Below are 25,627 nucleotides of genomic sequence, written 5' to 3'. Positions count from 1 at the left end.
CCGCCCGATGGGAGGAGCGTGACAGTCGATGACCGAGCCCAGCGTGTTTCACGAGGCCGTGAGTGCGATCAGCTACCCGATGGTGATCGTGACCGCGGCGGCGCCGGACGGGGAGCGCAGCGGCTGCCTCGTCGGCTTCCACACCCAGTGCAGCATCGAGCCGGCGCGGTACCTGCTGTGCATCTCGCAGGCCAACCACACCCACCGGATCGCCCTGGCGGCCAGTCACCTCGCCGTCCACCTCCTCGACGAGGCCGACGAGGGGCTCGCGACGCTGTTCGGCGAACAGACCGGGGACGAGATCGACAAGTTCGCGCGCTGCGCCTGGCGACAGGGCCCGTTCGGACTGCCCGTCCTCATGCAGCCGCGCGCGTGGTTCGCCGGCCCCGTGCACACCCGGGTCGGCGTCGGTGACCACACGGCGTTCGTTCTCGAACCGGTCGACGGTGCGGCCGGCAGGCCGTTCACCCAGCTCGGCTTCCAACAGGTCCGGGACATGCAGCCGGGCCATCCCGCCTGACGGCGTCACCCGACGGCTTCACCCGACGGCTTCACCCGACGGCCTCGCCCGAGGCGAGTGCGGGCTCCGGCTGCGGTCACGCCGTAGCGGTGCCCCGCCGCCGGCGGTCCGGCGAGGTGGACTGCGCGAATCCGCGGCGCCGGGGCACTAGCGTCATCGTCCGTGAACACTCCTGTGCCCGGGCCGGCCGCGCAACCGGTCGACGCCGACCCACTTGTCGTCAGCCCCAGCCCGGTGGGGCCAGACCTGCTCGACGGTCTGGACGGCGTGGGTGGGCGGCGGGTCACCGACCCCGAGGCAGTGCTCGCGGACCTGCAGTCCGATCCGGAGGCCTTCAGCCCGCTCGGGGGCCGGCCCATCCTGATCGTCGACGCCGCCTCCCCCGCGGCGATCAGGGTCGGCGCACTCGGCCGCCGGCTGCCCTGCGTCTGCGTCGCCGTGGCCGAGGATCTGCGGTGGGTGCCCGACGGCATCGCCACCTGCGGCTTCGACATCCTGCTCACCGACGAGCCGGGTGCGCCGCGACCGTGGGTGACCGCGCCGGACGGGATCGACGCCGCGGTGGACGCGCTGGCCGCCGCGACCGCGGCGAACCCCTACGCCGCCGTCGCGCTGGTGCAGTTGCTGCGCCTGAGCACCGGTATCGACGTGCGCGACGCGGTCGTCGCCGAGTCGTTCGCCTACTCGGCGTTGCAGGCCGGCCCGGAGTTCGCCGGCTGGCTGGCCCGGCGACGGGCCCGGCAGAGTGCGCGCGCGGCGGCCCGGCCGGGGTTGGACCCGGCCGCCGCGGCCTCCGCCGCCGCGGTCCCGCCCGCCGACAGTGCGCCCGCGGCCGACGTGACGACGGACCCGACCCCGACGGCGACCGCCGGGACCGCGACACCGGGAACTCCCGGAACTCCCGGAACTCCCGGAACTCTGGGCACTCCGGGCACTCCCGGCACTCCGGGGACACCGGCGGCCTCGGCGGCACCGGGGTCGACGGCGGCACCAGCCGTGTTGGTCGAGCGGGACGGTGCGGTGCTCACGGTCATCCTCAACCGGCCGCGGGTGCACAACGCCGTGAGCATCAGCCTGCGTGACGGGTTGGTCGCCGCCTTCGGGCTGGCCGCCGCCGACAGCGAGCTCGCCGAGATCCGGCTGGCCGGTACGGGGCCGTCGTTCTCCAGCGGCGGCGACCTGACGGAGTTCGGCACGATGCTCGATCCGGTCGGCGCGCACGCCGTGCGCACCACCCGCAGCATCCCGCTGGGGCTGCTGGCCACCGGGCTGCCGGTGACCGCCTACGTCCACGGGCTCTGCATCGGCGCGGGGGCGGAACTGCCCGCGTTCTGCGGCCGGGTCGTCGCCACCCCTGACGCCACGTTCCGGCTGCCCGAGGTGGCGATGGGGCTCGTCCCCGGTGCCGGGGGAACGGCGAGCATCCCGCGGCGGATCGGCCCGCAGCGGGCCGCCTACCTGATCCTGCGCGGGCATCCCATCGACGCCGAGCAGGCGTTGGCCTGGGGGCTCGTCGACGAGATCGCCCCGCGGGCGGGCATGCCCGGCGCGGACCGCTGACCGAGTGGTGACCGGGCGGTGACGTTCAGTCGCCCACATCCGGGTGGATGTCGAGCTCGGCGAGCCGGCGCCACAGGCCGTCGAGCGTGCGGGTGGGATGGCGGTAGAACTCGGAGCCGCGGATGCGGATGAACGTCCAGCCGAGCCGCTCCAGGATTCGCTGGCGGCGCAGGTCCGCCTCCCACTGGTCGGGGCCGTGGAACCGGTCGCCGTCGCATTCGACGGCGAGCCGGGGGCCGCGGACGCGCCCGGCGCCCGTGCCGTCGGGTGCCGGCGGACGGGGTGCTCCTTCGACGACGAGGTCGATGCGGTAGCGGCCGACGGGGTGCTGGGGGCGGACCCGGTAGCCGCGGCCGAGGATCTCGCGCAGGACGGCGCGTTCGAACTCGCTCTCGCAGCGGTCGACGAGGCGGCCGGTGGCCTGCGGCGTCGCGCCGGCGTAGGTGTATTCGATGAGCTGGCGGCGGATGTCGTCCTCGCGCAGCGTCGCCGGGTCGACGGTGTGGAACACCCACATCTGGTTGCGGGCGCGGCTCGCGGCGACGTTGACGCGCTGCAGGTCACGGCGGCGAGTGGCCGCGGAACGGTTGTCATCGGCGACGACGGAGACGAACACGACGTCGCGCTCGTCGCCCTGGAACTGGTACGGGTCGCCGACGCGCAGCGCCCGCCGGGAGAACTCCCGCTCGCCGAGCCGCTCGACCAGGGCGTGTTCGATGAGCCGAGGCTGCCCGGCGCCGAGCAGGGTGACCACGCCCATCGTCATCCCGTCGTAGGCGGGGTCGGCGCAGCAGGCGAGGACCTGCTCGACGATCGCCTGTGCCTCCGCCGGGTTGGCGTCGCCGAAGCGGGTCTGCGTCCGGGCGCCGTCGGTGACGCGCACGGGGCGCAGCGCGGCGCCGATCGCGAGCTCCGGATCCTCCCGCAGCGGCAGGATCTGATGGTCGTAGAAGCGGTTGGAGAATCCGATGATGTCGGGCAGGCAGCGGAAGTGCTCCTTGAGCACCACGGTCCGCGGGAACACCCGGGCGGCGGTGTCGTAGAGGCTCGCCTCCACGTCGAGCAGGGACCGCTGGGCCACGTCGGGCAGGTGGGCGTCGATCAGCGCCCCGACCCGGGCCCGGTCGATGCCGACGGCCTCCGGGCTCGTCTGGGCGTCGTCGCCGACGACCACGGCGCGCCGGCCCAGGCTGAGCACGCCGAGGGAGAGGATGTCGCACTGGCTGGACTCGTCGACGATGACGACGTCGAAGAGGTCGTCGGATCCCGGGTCGAAGCTCTCCATCACCCGATACGTCGGCATGATCCACACGGGTACGGCGCCCATCGCGGCGCGCATGTGGGCGCGGGCCTGCGCCCGCCAGTGCGGGGCGTACTTCCCGGTGCCCTTCCCCAGCCGGTCGAGGGCCTGCACCCAGCCGGTGAGCGCGCGGCGCTGCGGATCCCCGAGCCGGGTCGCGAGCCCGAGGCGGGCGGCCCGGCGGGCGGTGTCGAGCACGAGCCGGCGGGCCTGCTCGGAGGCGTCGCCGAGCTGGCGGCCGAGCAGCGCGAGATCGCCGTCGGCATGCAGGTCGTCGAGCCAGGTCTGGGCCTGCCGCCAGCGCCACGCCGCCGCGGCCCGCGCCGGGTCACCACCGGCCGCGGCGGCCGCGTCGCCGGGGCGGTCGAGGATGGCGTCGGTCCACAGCGGCGCGACCGCACGCAACCGCTCCGCCAGGCGCGTGCGCGCGGCCGCGTCGGGACGCAGCGCGGCCAGCCGGGTGGCCTCGCCGAGCAGCGCATCCCAGGCGGCGAGGTCGCGGCGGGTCAGCGCCTGCTGCAGCTCGCCCCACAGCCGGCCGGCCCGTGGGCTGCGGCCACCGTCGTCGAGGGTCCGTGCGAGCGCCGCGAGCCGCGCGGTGACCTCCTGTTCGCGGCGGCGGCCGGCCGCGGCGGCGAGCAGGTCGGCCAGCCGGGACAGCGCGGCCGGATCACTGCCGTCACCGGCGCCGGGGGCCACGGCGCGCAGCCGTGCGGCGAGCTCCGGGCGACCCCGCCGTTCCCAGTCGACGGCGTCGGCGAGGTCTCGGGCAACTGCGTCCAGCCGGGTCAGGACGTCGAGTGCACCGGCCTGCACGGGTTCGCCGCCGAGGGCGGCGGCGATCGCGCCCTGGCGGGACACCGTGGCGGCCAGCGCCTGACGGCGGCGCACCTCGGCTTCGGCGACGGCCACGTCGTCCGCGGTGTGCGGGACGAGCCCGTCGACGCGGACCGCGTCGCGCAGCTCCCGCAGCTCCCGCCCGCCGAGCCGCGGCACCCCGCGCCCGGCGGCGTAACGCTCGCGCAGCTCCCCGAGCAGGCGCAGGTGCACCCGCGGGTCGCCGTCGGGCACCTCGACCGGGCGGCCGAAGGTCCGCGCGGTGAGCCCGCGCAGCCGCGTGACCTCGGCCGCCAGCTCCGCGGCCTGCGCGGCCCAGAACTCGGCCTGCGCGTCGGAGTCGGCGCACTGCGCCCGCGCGGCGGTGAGCCAGCCGGCCGAAAGCCGCCGCGCCCGCTCGGCGCCATCGCGGGCGTCGTCCACCAGCGCCTGCGCCCCGGCGTCGCCGAGGGCGTCGAGTGCGGTGACCGACAGGCCCGCCAGCTCCAGGTCGGCGAGGCCGTCGCGGACCTCGTCGAGTTCGGCATACAGCCGCGCCAGGGCGACCGCGTCCGGCAGCGCGGCGGCGTCGGGCTGCTCCTGGGCGAGCGCGCGGGCGTCGGCGGGGCCGATCTCGCGCGCCGTGCGGTAGAGCAGCGCGAGCTCCGCCGGGTCCAGCGGCAGCGCCCGGGTCGGGTCGAGCCGGTCGGGGATGAACGACAGTTCGCCGTCCCGCTCGGCGAGCCACGCCGCCACCGCGGGGGCCCGTTCCCGCCCGTGCGGCAGCTCGAACTCGCGGGCCTGGGCCGCCAGCAGGTCGATCATGCGCAGTTCGAGAGTGCGGGCGTGGGCGCGGGCCGCGTCGAGCTCCTCGGCGAGCGCCTTGACGGCCGCGGTCTCCCGCGCGGGGTCGACGTCGCTGAGCGCCCCGGAGATCTCCACCACGGCGGCACGCAGCTCGTCGAGGTCGGCGCGGCTTGACCCCAGCACGGCGACGCTCAGGTCGCGCAGCTCCGGCGGAATCTTGGCGCGCAGGACGCCGAGGGCCTGCTCGTCCTGCGCGGTGACGAGCACGCGCTGCCCGTGCGCGACGAGATGGCAGATCAGGTTCGCGATGGTGTGGCTCTTGCCGGTGCCCGGCGGGCCCTGCACGGTCACGCCGCGGGAAACCGCGAGCTGGCGGGCGATCCGTTCCTGGTCGGCGTTGGCCGTCAGCGGCATGAGCAGCCGCTCGCCCAGGCCACCGGAGGCGTCGACACCGAGGCCCGGCGCCGCGCCCGGACCGCCGCGGTCCCAGCGACCCGGGCCGGACGGTGGCCCGTCACCAGCGCCAGCGCCGTCGCCGCCGAGGGCCTCGGCGACGAGCGCCTCCTCGGCGACGACCGCCGCGATCGCCTCGGGAATGACGTCGCGTTCGGTGAGGGCGGTGCGCAGGTCACCGTAGAACTGCGCCTGCAGGGCGGGCCGCGGCCGCGCGTACAGCACCCAGGTGTCGACGAGGACGGGCGCCGCACCGGGCGACGGCAGGACCGGCCCCTCGACGAGGCGGGCGTCCAGCCCGAGCGGCGCGATGATCTGGCGGAACACCTCCGCGCGGCCGGGGGCGTCCCATGGATCCACCGGCGCGCCGCGCAGCCGGTCGCGCAGGGCGGAGAGTTCGTCGAGGCCGGGCAGCCCGAGGCCGTGCAGCGGCTCGGTCTCCAGGCTCGTCGGCCCGTCGGGATGCAGGCGGATGACGCCGGAGTCGGGATCGAGCGTCGCCACCATCCGCGTGACGAGCAGCGGATGGCTGATCACGGCGTCGCCGACCCGCCAGCACAGCACGCCGTGCCCCCACACGAGCTCGGTGGTGGCGTCGTCGCGCTGCAGGGCCAGCCGCAGGTCGAACAGGCGCTGGTAGAGCGCGCGGGCATCCCGCGCCGCCCGCGCCCCCGGCGCCCAGGGCCGCCAGACGTCACGCACCCAGGCGTCCAGCAACGCGGCCCGCGGATCGGGCGGCTCAGATTCGGGCGTCGGATCCGTCAGCGAGGCCGCGGCATCGCCGTGCCGCGTGGCCGGCTCCGCGAGCACCGCCGCCTGCACCGGGACACCGGCGCCTGTATCGACGCCGGTCGCGACGTTCGGGCCGGTGCCGTCGGGCCTGCTGGGCCTGGCGGGGGGAGCGGGGGAGGGGAGCGTGGGTGGCGCGTCCGGATTCACCCCGGTGGACGTGAGGATGGCGTCGAGCGCGCGTGGCCAGGCCGGTGGCCGGGGCGGCGCCGTCCGGTCGATGTCCAGCCAGGAGTCGCGCCGGGCCGTCGGGCCGAGGCGGACGTCCGCGTGCGTGGGCACGGCGGCCGGGCCGATCGGGGCGGGGGAGTAGTCGGCGAGCTGGCGGCGGGGGGCGCCACGCCGTTCGGCGGCGAGCGCGGCAAGATAGTCCAACAGCCGAAGCGACCGGCTGCGCACCTGGTCACGGGCGGACAACGGACATCGGCTCCTCGGGCGGACAAGCGGGGTCAGGGCGCGGCGGCCACGGGCCGGCTGTAGGTCTGTGCCTCCGCCTGAGGCGACACTACGGCCTGCGTCCGACAACACCGCCGGTTTCCCGATCGCCGAGGCGGCATCACCTCCCGCCGTACCGCTGCGATTCCCAGGCCGACCTCGTGTTTCGCCGAGCGGGCCGACTCCCGGTGAGACGGTCGTCCTGGACGAGCACGTCGGTCCCGGCCTCAATGATCCAGGTTTTCCGCGGAACACTGCACCACGCGTCCGGGCTCGGATTTCTGGGGAGCGCGATCGGGGAGGTCCGATTCTGGGACTGCTCACCATCGGGGATCGCGAGCCCGGCGACGAGAGCCCGCTGGCGTCCATCACGGTCTGGGATCTGCGGAGCGGGGCGCGGACGGGGTCGTTCGACGGGCATGCGGGCGGGGTGACGGCGTTCGCGGTCAGTGGTGATCAGACGATGCTCGCGTCCGTGGACGGGGCGAACGTGGTGCGGGTGTTCGATCTGCGCTCGGCCGAGTGGGTCGCCGCCCTGCGAGTCCAGGGGCGGGTCGATGCCTGCGGCTGGCTCGGCGAGTCCGGGGTGCGCAGTGTGTGGACGTTTGGCCAGGGCGGCCTGCGTCTGTGGCGTCTCGATGGACCGGGCTGAGGGCCCGGCTGCGGGCCTTGGACACGCCAGGATTGTTGGGATCGAGGTCGTGCTGGTTCCGCGGAACACCATGATCCACTACATGTCGCGGCGTGGGAGGAGGCGGCGCCGAGGGCGGTGGAAAGGCGGAGTAGTTCCCTGCCCGCCGCTCTTCGCGAGATGAGGTCCGGGCACGGCGCGGCGGTCGGTCCCCACCGACACGCTCGCCATCGCGTCGGTGGCCGCCGCGCCGTGCCTGGTTGGCTCCGACCCGATCCCTCCGCGGGTCGCAGCCGTCTGCGTCGGGTGACGCCGCATCCTTGACCGCTGGTCCGTGGCGGACCGACGGTGGTGCGACGATCCCGAGTCCGGTGTCAGCCTGTGGCGCCCCCGTGGTCGGCGTGAGCGTGGTTTGAGCTTCCCGGATCGGCCGGCGGTGGGGCAGGGGCGACCGGACCGCATCCAGGGCGCCGAAAGGCCGCCGCCACACCGGTCCGATCGACCCCCGCGGAGGGGTCCGACGTCCCGTCGCCGAGCGGGACCACCCCGTTCCTCGGCGACGTCGCTCTGCCGTCCGACCCTCGCTCTGAGGTCCGACTGTCGTGCTGATGTCCGGCGACGACGCTGCCCGGACGGGTGGTGAGGCGACGACACCGTGGGGTGTGATCCGGGCGGCTCGGTGGAACGGGGGGCGCGGCCGGCCGAGGAGAACGCCCGTGTCCGGCAGATGCCAGCCGGATCGCCACGGGTCGTCGCCGTCATCTTCCTGACATGCCTCGGTGACGCCCGGCGGACCGCGAATCAGACAACTATTGCAGCGAATGGTCTCGAGACACGGCATTCCGGGTACGGCCCGATCGGACGGACGAAACGGTGGCAGGGCAGGAAGGTCCACCGACGGGGCGGTCGGAGAACGGGCCAGTCGGCAGACGGGACGGCCCGCGGACGGGGTGACAGGCGGGCCCGAGCTGTTCTGCGCCGATGCTGGTGGCGCCGGCTCCGACTGCCCGGCGGGCACCGCGAGCAGGGCGATCGCGCTCCGACCTGCGCGCGGGGCCGGGCCGGGTTCGCGCAGGTCCGGCCACTCGGACGGCCCTCGCACCCGTGGGGGACGGCCGTCGGCGCCGGCTCGGGCGGCCGGCTCGCAGGCGGGCACAGAGGTGTCCGCCGGGGACAAGTACGGGGTGGGTTCGGCGGGCGTTTCGCCGGTTTCCGGGCGATGAAGCGCATGTTTCGGTCCGCTGGTGGCCGGGTTGACCCGGCGATGCCCCCGTGACGGCTGGTTTGGCCCGGTAGTCTCGGTCTGGCAGAACTGGGTTGATCGGCGGCGTCCGTCGCCGGGCCGCCCGGGGTATGTATGGAGCGAAGTCGCCAAGAGACGAAGCGCCGAGTGAGACGTGAGGGCCGGGCAACGGTGGGTGCGCCACTGCTTGTGGATAATGCCGATCTGTCGGTGAAGACCCTGGGGGCCTGCCGGATAGATTCTCCTCTTATGCCCCTGTTGGGGGAACGGCCGACGACACAGCATTACATCGACGAGGCGGACAAGGTCCTCTACGACGACACCACGTCGATGATCGCCGCCCGGGAGGTCGACCTCGCCGAGCTACCGGGGTTCGAGCCGGCCGGCCCGCGCCGGAAGATCTACTTCGACCCGTCCAAGACCCGGGTCGGCATCGTCACCTGCGGCGGTCTGTGCCCCGGGCTGAACAACGTCATCCGCGGGCTGGTGCTGGAGCTGACCTCGCACTACCGCGTCCGGCGGATCTTCGGATTCCGCAACGGATACCAGGGCTTCATCGCCCGCTACGGCCACGACGTCGTCGATCTGACCCCGGAGAGCGTCGCGAACATCGACGACGACGGCGGGACGATTCTCGGCAGCTCCCGCGGCCAGCAGGACCCCGGCGAGATCGTCGACTGTCTCTCCCGCATGAACATCAACATTCTGTTCGTCATCGGCGGGGACGGCACCCTGCGGGGCGCCAAGGAAATCTCCCGTGTGGCCACCGAACGCGGCGAGAAGATCGCCGTCGTCGGCATCCCGAAGACGATCGACAACGATATCCCCTACATCGATCAGAGCTTTGGCTTTCAGACCGCCTTCGGCAAGGCGGCCGAGTCGATCCGTGTTGCGCATGCCGAGGCGACGTCCGCTCCCGGTGGCATGGGCGTGGTCCGCCTGATGGGCCGGCATTCCGGCTTCATCGCCTGTTACGCGACCCTGGCGAAGAGCAACGCCGACGTCGTGCTCATCCCGGAGCTGCCGTTCAAGCTGGAGGGCGAGGGCGGCCTGCTGAACTACCTGCGCCGCCGCGTGGTCGAGCGCGGGCACGCGGTCGTCGTCGTCGCGGAGGGCGCCGGCCAGGAGCTCATCACCGACCAGCCCGAGGGCTCCGACGCGTCGGGCAACCGCAAGCTGCACGACGTCGGTCCGGTGCTCTCCCGCCGGATCACCGAACACTTCGCCAACGAGGGCGTCGAGCTGAACCTGAAGTACATCGACCCCAGCTACCTGATCCGCAGCGTCCCGGCCAACCCGTACGACAACGTCTACACGATCCGGCTCGCTCATGCCGCCGTGCACGCCGCGATGTCCGGGCGCACCGAGATGGTCGTCGGCCGCTGGCGCCGCCGCTTCATCCACATTCCGATCGCCCTCGCCGTCAGCCAGCGTAACCAGGTCGACCCCGCCGGCGACCTGTGGATGTCCGTCCTCGAAGCCACCGGCCAGCCCCCCCACTTCGAGTAGCCTCCGACGTCCTTGCCTGTCCAGAGGGACGAATCGGACATGAAACCCTCTGGAAGGGCAGGGCTGCTGCGTGGCCGGGGGGCCGTCGCAGCGATGAGCGCGCCGCCTTCCACGGGCCGCGGTCGCGCTCGCGGGTGAGGCGTGGAACTCCCGTCCCGCCGGCTCCACCTGAACCGGCCCGGGCCAGGCCGGTCATCTGTTTCTGACATTCGAGCCACGCACGGGGAGTCGCGCCCTCCGCTGATCACCTGGGCACTCGACGCCAGCGGCACGCAGACCGGACGTGCCTGGGTCGTCGCGGGTTGCCCGCTTCTGACAGCGCGGTTATGTTCAGGATGCTCTATTCCTCTCCCCGACGGGGGCGTACCCCGCCGGCCGGCCCCGGGCTGCGTGCCTCCGAGGACCTTCGTGGGCCTCTGACGATCCGCGTGCCACGGGGCGGCGACGGCGCCGCCGCCGCACGAGGACGCTGACGCAGAGCCGCGATGACGAGGAGCTACATGGACACGACCCCCACCTCCTGGGACGAGACCACCGATGTCGTCGTGGTGGGCACCGGCGCCGCCGGGCTCACCGCGGCGGTCCGCGCCGCCGACGCCGGGGCGCGCGTGCTGGTGCTGGAGAAGACCGGCGTCGTCGGGGGCAGCACGTCGGTCTCGGCGGGGATCGTGTGGGTGCCGCTGAACTCCCACCAGGCCGAGTTCGACATCTCCGACACCCGGGAGGAGGCGCTCGCCTACATCCGCCGCCTCTCCGGCCGGGTGGCCGACCCCGAGCTGCTCGAGCTGTGCGTGGACCGGGGCGCGGAGATGCTCGAGTACATCGAGACGCACACCCCGCTGAAGATGACGACCATGGCGAAGTACCCCGACTACTACGCCGCCTACGACATCCCGGGGAAGAAGTACGGCGGGCGCTCGTGTGAGCCGCTGCCCTTCCCCGTGGGTGAGCTGCTCCCGGACTGGGCCGCCCGCATCCAGACCAAGGTGGCCGTGCGTGGTCAGGTGGCCCGCAACATGCTCGCCGAGGACATCGGGCAGCGCGAGCGCACCCCGGAGGAGCTGGAGCGGCGCAACCGCGAGGACGTCCGCACGAAGGGCAGCGCCATCGTCGCGGGCCTGCTGCGCGGGGTCCTCGATCGCGGCGTCGAGGTGCGCATGCAGACCCGCGCCGAGCAGCTCCTCGGCGAGGACGGCGTCGTGCGCGGGATCCGGGTCACCGCCGCGGACGGCACGACCTCCACCATCGAGACCAGGCGCGGCGTCGTGCTCGCCAGCGGCGGGTTCGAGTGGAACCGCGAGCTCGTGTCCGCGTTCATCGGCTTCGAGCTCTACCCGATCAGCCCCCAGCACGCGACCGGTGACGGGCAGATCATGGGCATGGAGGCCGGGGCGCTGCTCGGCAACATGCACTCGTTCTGGGGTTCCGGCGCGATGATGGACCCGACCGACCTCACGCTTGGCGTCCCGCTGCCGACCTTCGACGACGCCCGGGCGGCCGGCGGCACCATCATCGTCAACTCGCACGGCGACCGGTTCGTCAACGAGGCCCAGCCGTACCACGACTTCGCCCACGCCTTCGGCGAGTTCGACGCGACGACCATCGACTTCCCGAACGAGATCGCGTGGATGGTCTTCGACGAGGGTGTCCGCTCGCGCAAGCAGATCCTGTCGTTCAAGCCCGGCGACCCCATCCCCGACTGGGTCGTCACCGGCGAGACCATCGCCGAACTCGGCGAGAAGCTGGGCATCGACGCCGACCACCTCACCGAGACCGTCGCCGAGTTCAACAAGTACGCGGCCGACGGCGTCGACCCGCGCTTCGACCGGCCGCGCGGCATGACCGGCTCCAAGATCCGTCCCGTCGACCGCGCCCCGTACTACGCCGTGCGCATCTACCCGGGAACGCTGGGCACCAACGGCGGCCTGCGCACGGACGTCAACGGCCAGGTCCGCCGCGCGCGCGGCGGGGTCATCGAGGGCCTGTACGCGGCGGGCAACGCCGCGGCGAGCCCGCTCGGCTGGGGCTACCCCGGCGGCGGCACCACGCTGTGGACGGGCATGACCATGGCCTACGTGGCCGGCGAGCAGGTCGCCCACAGCCGCGCCCCCGTCGGCGTGGCCTGACCAGATCGGCATGGGGCCGGGTCCGCACCGCGGGCCCGGCCTCGCCGCGTGCGGGGTCAGTTCGCCGAGGGGACGCTCCCCGAGAGGCCGCTCGTCGGGGGATCGTTCATCGAGTCGGCGTCGAAGAAGGTGCGCAGGCTGCGGATGAGACCGGCGTCGTCGAACACGAAGTGCGTCGTCACGACGTTCTCGAGCCCGCCTCGGGCGCCGGCGTCGATCACCGACAGCGTCGTGGCCACCGCCTCGTTGCCGACCACCGCGACGCGGTCGAGCCGGAACGAGACCGACCAGTCCGGGGGGATGCCCTCGACGAAGAACCGGTGCAGGGCGTCGGCACCGCGGGCGACGACGTACCCGGCCGGATCCTCCACGAGGCAGTCGTCGCTGAACAGCGCCTCGCGGCCCGCGACGTCACCCGCCGCGTAGCTGGCGTAGTACGCGGCGATCCGCGCACGAGCGTCCGCCGGGCTGATGGTGGCCGGTACCGACGACACGAGCCTGGCCAGCAGCCGACCCGTGGAACCCTGGGCGGTCATGCGGCCACCGTCGACGGTCCCGCGATCGTGTCATCGTTGATCCACGCCATGCGCACCTGCACATCCCTTCGACGCGTTCACCCTGAACGTCCCCGCTCACGCGGCATCTCCACCTTGCACCACCGGCGCCTCACGGGCACGCCGGGCGACGTGGGGATCTGCTGCGAACCGGGTGGTCGACGAACGGGATGGTGCATCACCGTGCAGGCGCGCCCGTCCGCTGGCCGCGCGGGAGTCGGGCCCGCGCCCGGCGGGGCCCGTCACGGGTCGATGTAACGGTCGATCCACACCGCCGGTTCGTCGTCGCCGAAGAGCCGCCGCCGCTCGTCCTCGTCCTGCTGGCGTTCCTGCTCCCGGATCTTCTCGACGGTCTCCGGCGAGAACTTCGTGAATCCCCGAATTTTCTCGTTGTGCTCACGGTCCAGGCGGGCCTGGTACTCTTCGTCGGTCTCCTCGTCAGGCATGGTCATCTCCTTCCACGACGGTCTTCGGTTCCGCGACTGCGATGTCCCGGGGCGGCTGGTCATGAGCTGCCGTGGAGTGCGGACCGGCGTCGCCGTACAACGAGGCTGGACCGGTGGCGGCCGGGTTGATGTCCCGCTTGCGAAGAAAGTTCTGCCAGCCGGTCTGATCGACGATCGTGAACTCCCCGCCGAGCTCCTTCACTGCGATGACCTTCTCGTCGCCGTTCGTGTCGAAGAGGACGGCGGTGTCCACGCGGTCGATGTACCGGTCGAAGGCCTCCGCGAATCCGCGGTGCGCCGCGAGGAGCCGGTCGACCGGTACGTACCGGCCGGTCTCCTCGCCTCGGGCCATCGCGCGTTGGATGGCGGTCTCCACGTCCGCGATCGCGCCATAGAGGTGAACCTGGTATCCGCGCGCCTTCGCGGCGTCGATACGGGCGATCCCCTTCTCCGCGTCGGCGAGAACGCTGTCGAAGATGATGTCGACCCCGCGGTCCAGCGCCTCGGCGAATGCCTGCCTGGTGAGCGTGCTGCTCTCCTCGTGGACGACGTCCGCAGCGCGCGGATCACGCAGCTTTCTGATCTCCTCGAACTCCGGAATGCGCCTCTTGACGTCGTCGGGGTCCAGGCGCACCACGTTCTCCGCCGGCAGGATGGTCTTCTCGGTGAGTCCCGCGGCCAACCGGCTCTTGCCGGATCCTCCACCGCCACCCAGCAGGTAGAGGGCGGGCCGACCCCGTTCCGGGGGCTGGACGTCGCCCAGGAGATCCGTCACGATCTTCTGTCGCAGTGCGAGGCGTTCCGGACTGTTGTCGGTGTCCCGCGGCGTCAGGCGCGGATCGTCGCGCTCCAGTGCTGGTGGTGCCTCTCGTGCCGCCCATCGCACCGCTGATCGGGCATCCGGGGCCGTCGCTCTCTCGGTCGGCGCCCGGGGTGTGGTGTCGGCACGGGCATCGGTGTGGGTCGACGCTGCGGTCCCGGAGTACTCTCCGCGGCCGGACGAGTCTCTCTGGGCGGGGGGCGCCCCGCCGCGGGATTCGATGTCCGCATTCTCGCCGGTTGAATGTTTGCCGGGCGGCCGCTTTTCGCCGCCGGGCGTTCGATTGCCGCGCTCCGTTGTCTCCTCTGGTGCGGCGGCCTGGTCAGGCTGCCCGTCACCGGCTGGACGAGCGGCCGCACGAGCCGGATCGAGGAGGCTGAGTTTGCGGTCGAGCTGCAGGCGCCTGTCCTGGTCGCGGGTACGTGGCGCGTCGCCCGTCTCTACCTGTTCAGCGGCGTTTTCGGCGCGGTGGATCTCGGCGGGAGTCATCGCGGCGGTCTGGCCGAGTATGGAAGTGTCATGCATTTCCCCCGGGGCAAGCATCAGCCCATTGATGCAACCGGGAGACCATAACTCTTTTGGCGGCACGGAGAAACCGATACCGTCATCTTCGTAGTCGTCGATCTTCAAAGACTCGGTGGCGACTCCGTTGCGTAACTCCGGTCGCCATTGGACGTGAAGCATTCACGCCCATCGGGTCGGGCGCCGGCCGGCTGTGTGGATCTGCGGGAGGAATACCGGGATTCGAGGGGCGCCTCGGGGCTCGAGGATCGCGGAAACTCCTGCTCGGCGGCATCCTCGATCTTTGTGTGGACCGAGTGCTGGCCGGCCGTCGATGGTGCACACGACTGGTGGCGATCTGCTGACAGCACCGGTCCAACCGCCTCCCTCCCCGGGGAGGGAGGCGGTCCTTCCGTGGGATATTGACTACACTCGGTAGTCCCCAGTAAGGGTGGGTGCCGGGGTTGCGGGATCAGGGGCGTGTCAGCCGGGCGATCAGGGCGGCTCGTACGACGGGCCACTCGGCGCGGACGATCGAGTAGTAGGCCGAGTCGCGGGCCGTGCCGTCGGAGGCGAGTACGTGGGCGCGGCGGATGCCCTCGAAGCGGGCGCCGAGCCGTTCGATCGCCGCGCGGGAGCGGGCGTTGCGTGCGTCGGTCTTCAGGCACACCCGCAGCGCGGCCCACGCGTCGAAGGCGTGGCCGAGAAGCAGCAGCTTCGCCTCGGTGTTGACCGCGGTGCGTTGCGCCGACGCCGCCAGCCACGTCCAGCCGATCTCCGCCACCGACGGCAGCTCGTCCGACGACGGCGGCGCCCCGGCGGGTCTCGCCGCAGCCGCGCCGCCGGCCGGGGTCGTCGACGTGACGGTCGTCGTCGTGGTGGTCGTGGTGGTCGTGGTGGTGATCGAGGTGTGGGCGGCCGTGGTTCCGTCCGAGGTCGTCGCCCAGTGGAACGAGGTCGTTCGCTCCGCCCCGTCGGTCGGGTCCGCGCCGGCCGGGTTCGCGCCGGCAGGGTTCGTCGCCGGCCGCCAGAAGCCGAGGTCGAGGAAACGGGTGGCGCCCACGATCCGGCCGGCGCTACCGGAATCAGCGCTACCGGAATCAGCGCTGCCGGAATCAGCGCTGCCGGAATCAGCGCTGCCGGAATCGGCGCCGCCGGTACCCGCGGTGCCGGGGCCGGCGGGCCGCTCCCGGAGCACGAACGGGACCGCCAGGCCGCGCTCGCGTTCCGCGATGGCCGTCGCCACGTACCGGGCCATCGCCTCCGGGGTCGCCGGGACGTCGGTGAAGCCGTAGGTCCGCCGGTTCTCGGTGGCGGCGCGGACCAGACCGTCGACGTGGCCGGCGTGCATCGGTTCCAGCCGCACGCTGCCGCCGGCAAGTGTCGGCATGGTCCAGTCGGGGGGTGTGCCAGGCATGGCGCCAGCATGGCGGTAGTCCGTCCGGGCCCACCACAGGTTTTCGAGCGTTCCGGTCTTCGGGCGTTGCGGATCCCGGGCGTTCTCAGCGCAGCCCGGAGCGGACGAAGGCGTCGATGACCTGGCGCTGCATGGCGAGGTACAGCGCGAACACCGGCAGGCAGGCCAGGCCCGAGGCGGCCATCACCGCGCCCCAGTCGTCGCCCTCCTGGGTGAGGAAGCCGCGGATGCCGAGCTGGATCACCGAGTTCGCGCGCTGAAGCACGAGCGCGGGCCAGAAGTACTCGTTCCAGGCGGAGATGAACAGCAGGATCGACAGCGACGCCAACGCCGGGCGGAGGTTCGGCACGACCACCGTCCACAGCGTCGTCCACGACCCGCGTCCGTCGATGCGGGCCGCGTCGAGCAGCTCCCGCGGAAACGCCTGCATGTGCTGGCGGAGCATGAGCACGGCCAGCGCCGAGCACAGGTTCGGCACGATGACGCCCGCGAGCGTGTTCAGCAGGCCCAGGTTCGACAGCACCAGATAGTTGGAGATCATCGTCACCTGGAACGGGATGAGCCACGTCGCCACGAACGCCATGAACAGCACCGTCCGGCCGCGAAACTCCCAGGCGGCGAAGGCGTACCCGGCGAGCAGGCAGACGACGAGCTGGCCGGCGGCGGTGACGACGGCGATGACGAGGGTGTTGCCGAGCAGGCCCACGACGTCCAGGCTGTCGAAGACCTGCCGGTAGTTACCGAGGCTCAGCGGCCAGGGCAGCAACGACTGGTCGAAGGTGTCGCCGCGGCGGCGGAACGAGCTCGCGAACATCCAGTACACCGGGAAGAGGCTGATCAGGCTCACCAGGGCGAGCATGGAATGGCTGGTCGCGGCCCGCAGGCGGGATGTCCGCACGCTGCTCATCGTGTTCGTGTCCTCGGCTCGGCGGGGCAGACGGGTGTCGGTCGGGGCGGCGGACGGGCGTTGGTCGGGGCGGCGCGGCGCCGCTCAGTTGTCGGCGAAGCTGTAGCGGTCGGCGAGTTTCACCAGAATTGCGGCGACGACGGCGAAGATGGCGAAGAACGCGATGCCGGCGGCCGAGGCGAGACCGGAGTCGAGGCTGCGGAAGCCGTACTCCCAGAGCAGGTAGTAGACGTTCGTGGAGGAGTCCGCGGGCCCGCCCTGGGTGAGCACGTCGAGGAGCGGAAACGTCCACTGGCCGGACAGCAGCACCGTCATGAGCAGCATGAACAGCAGCGTCGAGCGCAGCAGCGGCAACGTCACCCAGCGGGTCACCTGCCAGCGGGAGGCGCCGTCCATCTCGGCCGCCTCGGCGTAGTCGGCGCTGATGCCGGTCAGGCCGGCCGAGACGACGAGGGTGGCGAAACCGAGGATCTGCCAGGCACAGATGGCGAGGATGGAAAGCAGCGCCGTCCGCTCCTCCCGCAGCCAGTTGTAGGAGCCGAGTCCGAGCGCGTGGTTGACGATTCCCTTGGGGTCCAGCAGCCAGCGCCACACCGCGGCCGTGGCGACCGGCGCCATGAGCATCGGCAGGAAGATCAGTGCACGGTACGTCGACCGCGAGCGGCCGCCCAGGTTCCGGATTCCCAGGGCGACGGCGGTGGGCAGGATGATCGAGAAGGGGATCAGGCCGAGCATGTACCAGAGCGTGTTCGTGGCGGCGCCGCGCAACTGGGGGAGGGTGAACACCCGCCGGTAGTTCTCGAGCCCGACGTAGGTCCGCGGCGAGGTGGGCAGCAGGTTCCAGTGGTAGAAGGAGAGCTGGACGGCCTCGACGATCGGTTTGTACGTCCACAGCACCAGGCAGGCCAGGCCCGGCAGCAGGTAGAGATAGGGCGGCAGGGCGCCGAGCGCCCGCCGGGCGAGCGGCGGGCGGGCCGCCTGGATCCGCCGGGCCGGGAGCGCCACCGCGGCCCCACCGCCGCCGGAGATCCTCGCGGCGCCGGACGGCGCGACTTCGACAAACACGGTCTGGAACTTCCTCTCCGGCAGACGGACGCCACCCCCGTGCGGGGCCCGACCGGGCCACGCACGGGGCTACGCGCTCCCGCGCGCTCGCTGGGCTGTTCTCGCTGGGCTGTTAGAGGGCGGCGTGGGTGGCCTGGGCCGCGTGGGCGGTGTACTCGGCGGCGTGGCGGGTGAGATCGTCCAGGCTCATGTCGTAGAGCACGTCGGCGGGGCCGATCGGCACCGTGGTGGCCACCGCGCCGGTCGGGTAGACGTCGACCCGGGTGTACTCGCCGCCCACCAGCCCCGTCATCCGGTCGGCGGGCCCCACCACCTGGGCCCGGTAGGCGGTGGCACCCGCCACCCACACCGGGACCCCGCCGAGCACGCCCGCCGACGCGTGATGAGCATGCCCGGTCAGCACGATCTTCACGTCGCTGCCGGCGAGGACGGCCGCGAGGCGTTCCGGCTCGGCGAGCAGCAGCGTGTTCACCGCGGCGATCGGGGAGGGCACGGGCGGGTGGTGCAGGGCGAGCACCGTCCCGGCGGGCGCCGGGGTGGCCAGCTCGTCGGCGAGCCAGCCCAGTTGGGCGGTGCTGAGGAGACCGCCGTGCTGGCCCGGCTCGGTGCTGTCGAGCACGACGACCCGCAGGTCGTCGACCCAGTGCGTGTAGTCGTAGGGCTCGGTGGTCGGCTCCACGCCGAGCAGCCCCGCCCGGAACGGGCCACGCGCGTCGTGGTTGCCCATCCCGTAGAGGACCGGCACCCCCATCCGGGCGGCGACCGGCTCCACCAGTTCCCGCAGCCGCCGGTAGGCCAGCGGATCGCCGCTGTCGGCCAGGTCGCCGGTGAGCAGCAGGACGCCGATCCGCAGCGGGGACGCCTCGAGCTGGGCGAGGACGGCCGCCAGCACGGCGTGGGTGTCGACCTTGTCGTACAGCAGCTCGCCCGGTCGGACGATGTGGGTGTCGCTGATCTGGATCAGGGTGTGGGTGGGCGTGGGGGCGTTCGAGGCGGGCAGGGAGAGCACGGGCGTCCCTTCCGCGGACGTGGCGAGCAGGTCCGTCGGGGTCACTTGGGCGGCAGGAGGGTGGTGGCCTGCTTCTGCGCGGCGGCCATCGTGGCGGCGGGGTCCTTGCCGCCGAAGACGGCGCCCTCGACCGCGGACATCATCGTGTCGCTGATCTGCAGGTAGTTGTCGCCGGGGAAGGACTCCCACGGCTGCAGCCGGGTGAGCTGGTCGAGGTTGGGCCTGATGAGCGGGTTCGCCTTCGCCCACGCCTGCAGGCCGTTCGGGTCGTCGATGAGCCCGGTGCGCAGCGGCAGGTAGCCGATCTTCGAGGAGATCTGGGTGTAGGCGTGGTCGCTGGTGAGGAACTTGATCAGTTCCCAGGCGGCGCGCTGCTTGGCCGGGTCCTTGCTGAAGACGGCCAGGCCGGAGCCCGAGTTGGTGGGGACGACCGGCTTCGACCCGAACGACGGCTCCTGCGAGGCGCCGAGCTCCCAGTTGTTCGCCCTGGCCCCGGCCATGAACAGCCCCTGCACGGCGCTGGTCTCCAGGATCATCCCGAGCTGCCCGCCGCTGAACGCCTTGAACGCCTGCTGCTGGTCCAGGTTGGGCATGGCGCCGCTGTGGGCCAGGTCGGCCGCGGTCGACACCGCCGCGACGGCCGGCGCGTCGCCGAACGACAGGGTCCGGCCGTCCGCGGACATCACCCGACCCCCCGAGGATCGGACCAGGCTCTGGAAGCACCAGACGGCGGCCTTCGTCAGGCAGTCGACGACGATGCCGTCCCTGCCGGTCCTGGCCTTGATGGCGAGGGCGGCGGTCCTGACGTCGGCCCAGGTCTTCGGCGGGTTGGCCGGATCCAGCCCGGCCTGGGTGAACAGCGTCCTGTTCAGCCAGAGCACCGGGGTGGAGAAGACGTAGGGCACCGCGTAGGTCCTGCCGTTGACGTCGCCGAGGGTGCGCGCGGTGGGGGCGAACGGGTGGGCGCCGCCGAAGTTGGCCTGCACGGCGTCCCGTCCGACCAGGGTGTCCAGGGGCTGGGCGCCGAGGCTGCCGGCGGCGAACCGCAGCGCGTCGAACGTGACCTGGGCGACGTCGGGCGGGCTGCCCGCGAGCACCTGGTTCTTGACGCTGGTGACGTAGTCGCCGTTCGTGGTGCTCTGCGGCGGCTGGCCCTTGACGGTGATGTTGGGATGCGCGGCCTGGAAGTCGCGCAGCAGCCCCTCGATGATCGGCTTCCAGGTGCCCGTGCTGGTGAGGTTGTAGCTCTCGAAGACGATGGAGACCTTCTGGTCGGCGGCGAGTTCGGGGATCGTCGCGGTCGCGCCGGCACCGGCGTTCGCGCTGGACGGCGTCGACGAGGAGGTCGCGCACGCGGAGGCCAGCGCGGCGATCAGCACGAGGCCGGCTGCGGCACGCAGCAGGCGTGGTCGGGCCACGGTCATGCTCCCTGGGGGATCGATTGGGTCCTGGCTCGGGTGTGGCGGGTGGCTCGGGTGTGGCGGGTGGCTCGGGTGTGGCGGGTGGCTCGGATGCGGCGGGTCAGACGCCGGCGGCGGCCGGAGTCGCGGTGGTCGGATCGGGGAGTACCGGCGTCCCGGCGGCGACGGCGGCCGTCACCGTCGGCTGGTCGGTCGGCTGCTGCCAGGTCAGGCGACGCCCGCTGGCCCGGTCGAACAGGTGGACGCGGGCCGGGTCGACGCCGAGGCGGGTCCGGTCACCGATCGCGAGTCCGATCGGCCGCGGCCCGCGCAGCGCCAACGCCTGCCCGTGCACGTCGCACCAGGCCACCTCCTCGCTGCCCAGGTTCTCGATCGCGGTGACGACACCGTCGATCTCCGCGTCCGGGTGGTGCTCGGCGGTGGGGTTGCCGGCCGGGATCCGACGCAGGCTTTCCGGGCGGATGCCGAGGGTCACCTCGCGCTGCGGCGCCGTGCCCGGCCACAGCGGGAGGCGCAGGCCCGGGGCCTGCACCGTCAGCATCGGGCCGGCCGCCTCGATGCGGGCCGCCAGCAGGTTCATCGGCGGCGCGCCGAGGAAGCCCGCGACGAACACGGACGCCGGGGTGTCGTACACCTCCGTCGGCGTGCCGACCTGCTCCACCCGGCCGCCGCTGAGCAGCGCCACCCGGGTGGCCATCGACATCGCCTCCACCTGGTCGTGGGTGACGTAGACGAAGGTGCGCCCGAGCCGGCGGTGCAGGGCGGTGAGCTCGGTGCGGGTGGCGGTGCGCAGCTTGGCGTCGAGGTTGGACAGCGGCTCGTCCATGAGGAACGCCTGCGGGTCGCGGACCAGCGCGCGGCCGAGGGCGACCCGCTGGCGCTGACCGCCGGACAGCTCGCGGGGTCGGCGGGCGAGCAGGTGGTCGAGTTCGAGCTGCCCGGCGACCTCGCGGACGCGGCGGCGGATCTCGGCCCGGGGCACGCGGGCGGCCCGCAGCGGGAAACCGATGTTGCGTTCGACGGACAGGTGCGGGTAGAGCGCGTAGCTCTGGAAGACCATCGCGAGGTCACGCTGGCGGGCCGGCAGGTGGGTGATGTCGCGCTCGCCGAGCAGGATGCGGCCCTCGCTCGGCTCCAGCAGGCCCGCGATCATCCGCAGCAGCGTCGTCTTCCCGCACCCGCTCGGGCCCAGCAGCACGAGGAAGTCGCCGTCGGCCACCTCGAGGGAGATGTCATCCACGGCGCGGACATCGCCGAAGGTCCTCGTCAGGCCCTCGATCCGGATCTCTGCCACCAGCACTCCAGGTAACGTCCGTTCCGGAAGCAGGACAGCTCCCGGTTTCCTGTTACCTGGGCAGCGTCGAACACCGAGATGAACGGTCTTCGACGGACGGGAAACGGACGGTGGTCACTTATCGCAACGGTTCGGCCTGGCGTCTGGCGAGAGGGGCACGATTCGACCTGGTCACGGCGCTGACGGTGCCGCCCTTGCCTGCTACGGACAGTGAGAAGATCGGTGGAATGTGTACCTGCGGCCAGGTGTCCATCGCTGCCTGGGCCCGTCGCCGTGCTCGGCCCCCTACGGCTCCGGCGGACCTGCCGGCTCGGCCCGCACCGAGTGGCCGAGGACGTCCGGGACCAGGGACGACGCTCGTTGCGGGTCGTTCTCCCGGCGCAGCCCGACGGCGAGTTGCAGCGCGTTGAGCAGCAGCAGGGACGCCAGCCGGCTGGCGATCGTGTCCGTGCCGACCGGCCAGTCGGGCGTGCCGATGACGAGGGTGATGTCGGCGATCTCGGCCAGCGGGCCCGACGTGTAGCTGGTGATCCCGATGACCGGGGCGCCGGCGCTGCGGGCGGCCTCGGCGGCGCGCAGCGTCGGCTCGTTCGCGCCGGAGGAGGTGATGACCAGGCAGACGTCGGTGGGCGCGAGCAGTCGGGCCGCAATCTCCTGGATGATCGAGTCACCCGGCGCCTCCGCGGGGCGGCCGATGCTGAGGAAGCGCAGCGCCGCGTCCTGGGCGACGGGTCCCGAGCCGCCGTTGCCGACGATGAGCAGCCGCCCGGCGGAGTCCAGCAGGTCGACCGCCGGGGTGAGGCTGGCGCGGTCCAGCGGCCCCAACGCGTCGGCGAGCACCTTCGCAGCCGCCTCGAACACGGTGTCGACCAGGCGCTCGACCGGATCCCCGGCGCCGGCGCGGCCGACCTCGCCGCGCAGCGCCGCCGCCCCCGCCTCCCGGGCCAGCTCCACCCGGAAGTGCTGGAACCCGCGGAAGCCCAGCGACTGGCAGGCCCGGACCACGGTGGCCGCCGAGGTCCCCGCCGCCTCCGCGAGCTGGGCCGCGGACCACTCCACCACCTCCCCCGGACGGGCCAGACACACCTCGGCCACCCGCTGCTCGCTCGGCACGAGGCTCGGCAGCGTTGCGCGGATGGCCGCGAACAGCCCGCCCGGACGGACTGCACCGGCCGGCCCGGTGAAGGGAGTCGCCATGATGGAGGTCTTACACGCTGAAGGTGACGAGCCGGGTGACCCTCCCGGGCTGCCGGTTCAGATCGCGCCGAGGGCCTCGTGGACGAGCGCGGCGACCTGGTCGGTCTCGGTGAGGAAGCCGTCGTGGCCGCTGCGGGAGTGCACGACGCGCAGCGGGACGCCGGTGAGCGTGGCGATGTCCTGCTGCAGCCGCAGCGGGTAGAGCCGGTCGGAGTCGACGCCCGCGACGGTGAACGGCACCGGGCAGGCGCGCAGCGCCGCGGCGAACCCCCCGCGGCCCCGCCCGACGTCCTGCGTCATCATCGCCCGGGTCAGGGTGACGTAGCTGCCGGCATCGAACCGGCGGGCCAGCTTTCCGGCGTGGTGGTCGAGGTAGGAGGCCACCTCGAACTGGCCGTCCGCGCGGGTCCGGGCGGCGAAGCGATCCTCCAGCTCCTCCTCGCTGCGGTAGCTGATCTGGGCCATCCGGCGGGCCAGGCCCATCCCCGCGGCGGGCCCCGTCCCCGCGTCCGGCCCTCTCCCCGTTTCCGCGGTCAGTCTCTGCCCCGTCGGCAGGCGGTAGTAGTCGCCGCCGTGCCAGCCCGGATCATCGGTGATCGCGCGAACCTGCACCGCGTACAGCCCGATCTGTTCCGCCGTCGCGGTGGCGCCGCAGGCCAGCACCACGACCCGCCCGACCCGGTCCGGATGGCCGACGGCCCACTCCAGCGCCCGCATCCCGCCCATCGACCCGCCGACGACGGCCGCCCAGCGCCGCACGCCCAGGGCGTCGGCGACCGCCACCTCGGCGGCGACCTGGTCGGCGATGGTGATCTCGGGCCAGCGCCCGCCCCAGGGGCGGCCGTCCGGCGCGGTCGTGGCCGGACCGGTCGTGCCCTGGCAGCCGCCCAGGACGTTGGGGCTGACGACGAACAGCCGGTCGGTGTCGAGCGCGCGGCCCGGCCCGATCAGCCCATCCCACCAGCCCGCGCTCGGATGGCCCGGTTCGGCGGGACCGGCCGCGTGGCTGTCCCCGGTGAGGGCGTGCAGCACGAGCACCGCGTTGCCGGCGTCGGCGTCCAGCCGGCCCCAGGTCTCGTACGCCACCCGCACGCCCGCCAGCGCGCCGCCGCGCTCCAGGCGCAGCGGGCCGGGCAGCTCGGCGAAGCGGCGCCGCCCGACCGGGTCGACCCCCGCCCGCCACGCGCCGGACACGGCCAGCATCCGGTCGTCCTGCGGCGTCCCGTCACGGGGGTCGAGGGTCGCCCCGTCGGGGGAGGCCGTCTGCGACGCCGGTCCGGTCGGCGCGGCGGCCGGACCGGCGCCTGTCGGCTCAGCTCTTGGCCGCACGGAACCCCGCGTCGAGGTCGGCGAGGATGTCGTCGATCCCCTCGATGCCGACCGACAGCCGGATCAGGTCGGGGGTGACCCCGGTCGCGGCCTGCTCGGCTTCGGTGAGCTGGGAGTGCGTCGTCGTCGCCGGATGGATGATCAGTGAGCGCGCGTCGCCGACGTTGGCCAGGTGGCTGAACAGCTCGACCCCCTCGACGAACTTCCGCCCGGCCGCGGCCCCGCCGGCGATGCCGAACGACAGGATGGCCCCCGCGCCGCGGGGCAGCACCCGCTGCGCCCGGTCGTACCACTTCGACGACGGCAGCCCGGGGTAGGCCACCCAGCTCACCTCGTCGCGCGCCTCGAGCCACTCGGCCACCCGCTGGGCGTTCGCGGTGTGCCGCTCGACCCGCAGCGACAGCGTCTCCAGCCCCTGCAGCAGCAGGAACGAGTTGAACGGCGAGATCGAGGCGCCGATGTCGCGCAGGAGCTGCACGCGGGCCTTGGCGATGTAGGAACCGTGGCCGAGCGCCTCCCAGTAGACCAGCCCGTGGTAGCTCGGGTCGGGCGTGGTGAAGTTCGCGAAGCGGCCGGACGCGCCGAAGTCGAACCGGCCGCCGTCGACGATGACACCGCCGATCGCCGTGCCGTGGCCGCCGATGAACTTCGTCGCCGAGTGCACGACGATGTCCGCGCCGTGCTCCAGGGGGCGGTACAGGTACGGGGTGGCCAGCGTGTTGTCGACGATGAGCGGGATGCCGTGGGCGTGGGCGACCTCGGACACCCCGGCGGTGTCGAGGATGTCGCCGCGCGGGTTGCCGATCGTCTCGCCGTAGAAAGCCTTCGTGTTCGGGCGGACGGCGTCGCGCCACTGCTCCAGATCGTCCGGGTCCGCGACGAAGGTGACCTCGATGCCGAGCTTCGGCAGCGTGTAGTGGAACAGGTTGTACGTCCCGCCGTACAGACTGGACGAGGACACCACGTGGTCGCCGGACTCGGCGAGGTTGAGGATCGCCAGCGTCTCGGCGGCCTGTCCGGACGCGGTCGCCAGCGCCCCGACGCCGCCCTCCAGCGTGGAGATGCGCTGCTCGAACACGTCCTGCGTCGGGTTCATGATCCGGGTGTAGATGTTGCCGGGCTCGCCGAGGGCGAACAGGGCGGCCGCGTGGTCGGTGTCGCGGAAGACGTAGCTCGTCGTCTGGTAGATCGGCACCGCCCTGGCGCCGGTCGCCGGGTCGGGCTGCGCGCCCGCGTGGATCTGCTGGGTTTCGAACGACCAGCTCTCGGCACTCATTGGGTGACTCTCCCCGTGTCGGTGTGGTGTGGCTGCGCTGTGGTGAGGGCTGCGCTGTGGTGTGGCTGCGCTGTGGTGTGGCTGCGCCGTGGTGAGGGCTGCGCCGTGGTGAGGGCTGCGCTGTGATGGGGCGACAGTTGCGGGTGCGGGCGGCAGGATGCCGGGCTCGCCGGGCCGCCGTCCACCACCAAGGGACGTGACG

General features: G+C 72.8%; 18 protein-coding genes. 5 read left to right on the top strand and 13 right to left on the bottom strand.

From position 1 onward, the window contains the following. The first annotated feature begins 28 nt into the window (after window positions 1-28). Window positions 29-520 carry a flavin reductase family protein gene (locus FRAAL_RS19155; protein ID WP_011605502.1) on the top strand — a complete coding sequence of 164 codons (492 nt, stop codon included), beginning with the start codon at window positions 29-31 and terminating at the stop codon, window positions 518-520. A gap of 162 nt (window positions 521-682) precedes the next feature. Beyond that, window positions 683-2,080, top strand: a complete 1,398-nt coding sequence (locus tag FRAAL_RS19150) for an enoyl-CoA hydratase/isomerase family protein (protein WP_011605501.1) — start codon at window positions 683-685, stop codon at window positions 2,078-2,080. Between the two features lie 25 nt (window positions 2,081-2,105). Here FRAAL_RS19150 and FRAAL_RS19145 read toward each other — a convergent pair whose 3' ends face one another. Continuing rightward, a complete protein-coding gene (locus tag FRAAL_RS19145) occupies window positions 2,106-6,662 on the bottom strand; it encodes a PDDEXK-like endonuclease domain-containing protein (protein ID WP_157892147.1) in 4,557 nt (1,518 codons plus the stop codon). A gap of 481 nt (window positions 6,663-7,143) precedes the next feature. Here FRAAL_RS19145 and FRAAL_RS19140 point away from each other — a divergent pair, with 481 nt between their 5' ends. The 3 genes from FRAAL_RS19140 to FRAAL_RS19130 all read left to right on the top strand — a co-directional run bounded on the left by FRAAL_RS19140 (window position 7,144) and on the right by FRAAL_RS19130 (window position 12,189). Continuing rightward, the gene (locus tag FRAAL_RS19140) at window positions 7,144-7,332 is read left to right on the top strand and encodes a hypothetical protein (RefSeq protein ID WP_157734299.1); all 189 of its coding nucleotides are present in this window, start codon (window positions 7,144-7,146) and stop codon (window positions 7,330-7,332) included. A 1,393-nt stretch (window positions 7,333-8,725) separates the two neighbouring features. Then, complete coding sequence (locus tag FRAAL_RS19135) at window positions 8,726-10,063, top strand: ATP-dependent 6-phosphofructokinase (protein WP_041939492.1); 1,338 nt, start codon at window positions 8,726-8,728, stop codon at window positions 10,061-10,063. A gap of 485 nt (window positions 10,064-10,548) precedes the next feature. Then, complete coding sequence (locus FRAAL_RS19130) at window positions 10,549-12,189, top strand: FAD-dependent oxidoreductase (protein WP_011605496.1); 1,641 nt, start codon at window positions 10,549-10,551, stop codon at window positions 12,187-12,189. A 56-nt stretch (window positions 12,190-12,245) separates the two neighbouring features. Here FRAAL_RS19130 and FRAAL_RS19125 read toward each other — a convergent pair whose 3' ends face one another. The 12 genes from FRAAL_RS19125 to FRAAL_RS19065 all read right to left on the bottom strand — a co-directional run bounded on the left by FRAAL_RS19125 (window position 12,246) and on the right by FRAAL_RS19065 (window position 25,425). Further along, window positions 12,246-12,725, bottom strand: coding sequence for a nuclear transport factor 2 family protein (locus tag FRAAL_RS19125; protein ID WP_011605495.1), 480 nt, complete (start codon window positions 12,723-12,725; stop codon window positions 12,246-12,248). Window positions 12,726-12,985: 260 nt separating this feature from the next. After that, entirely contained in the window at window positions 12,986-13,189 is a 204-nt protein-coding gene (locus FRAAL_RS19120; RefSeq protein ID WP_011605494.1) for a hypothetical protein, read from the bottom strand. Then, window positions 13,182-14,639 carry a zeta toxin family protein gene (locus tag FRAAL_RS31900; protein WP_157734300.1) on the bottom strand — a complete coding sequence of 486 codons (1,458 nt, stop codon included), beginning with the start codon at window positions 14,637-14,639 and terminating at the stop codon, window positions 13,182-13,184. Before FRAAL_RS31900 ends, FRAAL_RS19120 begins: the two co-directional genes overlap by 8 nt. A 343-nt stretch (window positions 14,640-14,982) precedes the next feature. Further along, window positions 14,983-15,927 carry a GNAT family N-acetyltransferase gene (locus tag FRAAL_RS19105; RefSeq protein ID WP_011605492.1) on the bottom strand — a complete coding sequence of 315 codons (945 nt, stop codon included), beginning with the start codon at window positions 15,925-15,927 and terminating at the stop codon, window positions 14,983-14,985. Between the two features lie 85 nt (window positions 15,928-16,012). Next, the gene (locus FRAAL_RS19100) at window positions 16,013-16,834 is read right to left on the bottom strand and encodes a carbohydrate ABC transporter permease (RefSeq protein WP_011605491.1); all 822 of its coding nucleotides are present in this window, start codon (window positions 16,832-16,834) and stop codon (window positions 16,013-16,015) included. 84 nt (window positions 16,835-16,918) lie between these two features. Then, entirely contained in the window at window positions 16,919-17,899 is a 981-nt protein-coding gene (locus tag FRAAL_RS19095) for a carbohydrate ABC transporter permease (protein WP_083866850.1), read from the bottom strand. A gap of 112 nt (window positions 17,900-18,011) precedes the next feature. Next, window positions 18,012-18,953, bottom strand: a complete 942-nt coding sequence (locus tag FRAAL_RS19090; protein ID WP_011605489.1) for a metallophosphoesterase — start codon at window positions 18,951-18,953, stop codon at window positions 18,012-18,014. Continuing rightward, window positions 18,950-20,332 (bottom strand): ABC transporter substrate-binding protein, encoded by a 1,383-nt coding sequence (locus FRAAL_RS19085; protein ID WP_011605488.1) that lies wholly within the window; start codon window positions 20,330-20,332, stop codon window positions 18,950-18,952. Before FRAAL_RS19085 ends, FRAAL_RS19090 begins: the two co-directional genes overlap by 4 nt. Window positions 20,333-20,429: 97 nt before the next feature. Continuing rightward, complete coding sequence (locus FRAAL_RS19080; protein WP_083867024.1) at window positions 20,430-21,623, bottom strand: ABC transporter ATP-binding protein; 1,194 nt, start codon at window positions 21,621-21,623, stop codon at window positions 20,430-20,432. Between the two features lie 285 nt (window positions 21,624-21,908). Continuing rightward, window positions 21,909-22,820, bottom strand: coding sequence for a MurR/RpiR family transcriptional regulator (locus FRAAL_RS19075; protein WP_011605486.1), 912 nt, complete (start codon window positions 22,818-22,820; stop codon window positions 21,909-21,911). Between the two features lie 57 nt (window positions 22,821-22,877). Then, complete coding sequence (metX, locus tag FRAAL_RS19070; protein ID WP_050997411.1) at window positions 22,878-24,023, bottom strand: homoserine O-acetyltransferase MetX; 1,146 nt, start codon at window positions 24,021-24,023, stop codon at window positions 22,878-22,880. Window positions 24,024-24,132: 109 nt separating this feature from the next. Then, complete coding sequence (locus FRAAL_RS19065) at window positions 24,133-25,425, bottom strand: bifunctional o-acetylhomoserine/o-acetylserine sulfhydrylase (protein WP_011605484.1); 1,293 nt, start codon at window positions 25,423-25,425, stop codon at window positions 24,133-24,135. Window positions 25,426-25,627 lie beyond the last annotated feature (202 nt).

Origin of the sequence: Frankia alni ACN14a (assembly GCF_000058485.1) — a bacterium.
GTDB classification, from domain to species: domain Bacteria; phylum Actinomycetota; class Actinomycetes; order Frankiales; family Frankiaceae; genus Frankia; species Frankia alni.
The sequence above is the reverse complement of the archived record's forward strand: the minus strand, read 5'-3'. Positions and strand labels throughout refer to the sequence as shown.

Excerpts from the sequence above, each read along its gene's own strand:
- FRAAL_RS19085 (WP_011605488.1), bottom strand. The coding sequence starts at position 20,332 with ATGACCGTGGCCCGACCACGCCTGCTGCGTGCCGCAGCCGGCCTCGTG.
- FRAAL_RS19125 (WP_011605495.1), bottom strand. The coding sequence starts at position 12,725 with ATGACCGCCCAGGGTTCCACGGGTCGGCTGCTGGCCAGGCTCGTGTCG.
- FRAAL_RS19120 (WP_011605494.1), bottom strand. The coding sequence starts at position 13,189 with ATGCCTGACGAGGAGACCGACGAAGAGTACCAGGCCCGCCTGGACCGT.
- metX (WP_050997411.1), bottom strand. The coding sequence starts at position 24,023 with ATGCTGGCCGTGTCCGGCGCGTGGCGGGCGGGGGTCGACCCGGTCGGG.
- FRAAL_RS19105 (WP_011605492.1), bottom strand. The coding sequence starts at position 15,927 with ATGCCTGGCACACCCCCCGACTGGACCATGCCGACACTTGCCGGCGGC.
- FRAAL_RS19130 (WP_011605496.1), top strand. The coding sequence starts at position 10,549 with ATGACGAGGAGCTACATGGACACGACCCCCACCTCCTGGGACGAGACC.
- FRAAL_RS19075 (WP_011605486.1), bottom strand. The coding sequence starts at position 22,820 with ATGGCGACTCCCTTCACCGGGCCGGCCGGTGCAGTCCGTCCGGGCGGG.
- FRAAL_RS19140 (WP_157734299.1), top strand. The coding sequence starts at position 7,144 with ATGCTCGCGTCCGTGGACGGGGCGAACGTGGTGCGGGTGTTCGATCTG.
- FRAAL_RS19065 (WP_011605484.1), bottom strand. The coding sequence starts at position 25,425 with ATGAGTGCCGAGAGCTGGTCGTTCGAAACCCAGCAGATCCACGCGGGC.
- FRAAL_RS19100 (WP_011605491.1), bottom strand. The coding sequence starts at position 16,834 with ATGAGCAGCGTGCGGACATCCCGCCTGCGGGCCGCGACCAGCCATTCC.
- FRAAL_RS19155 (WP_011605502.1), top strand. The coding sequence starts at position 29 with ATGACCGAGCCCAGCGTGTTTCACGAGGCCGTGAGTGCGATCAGCTAC.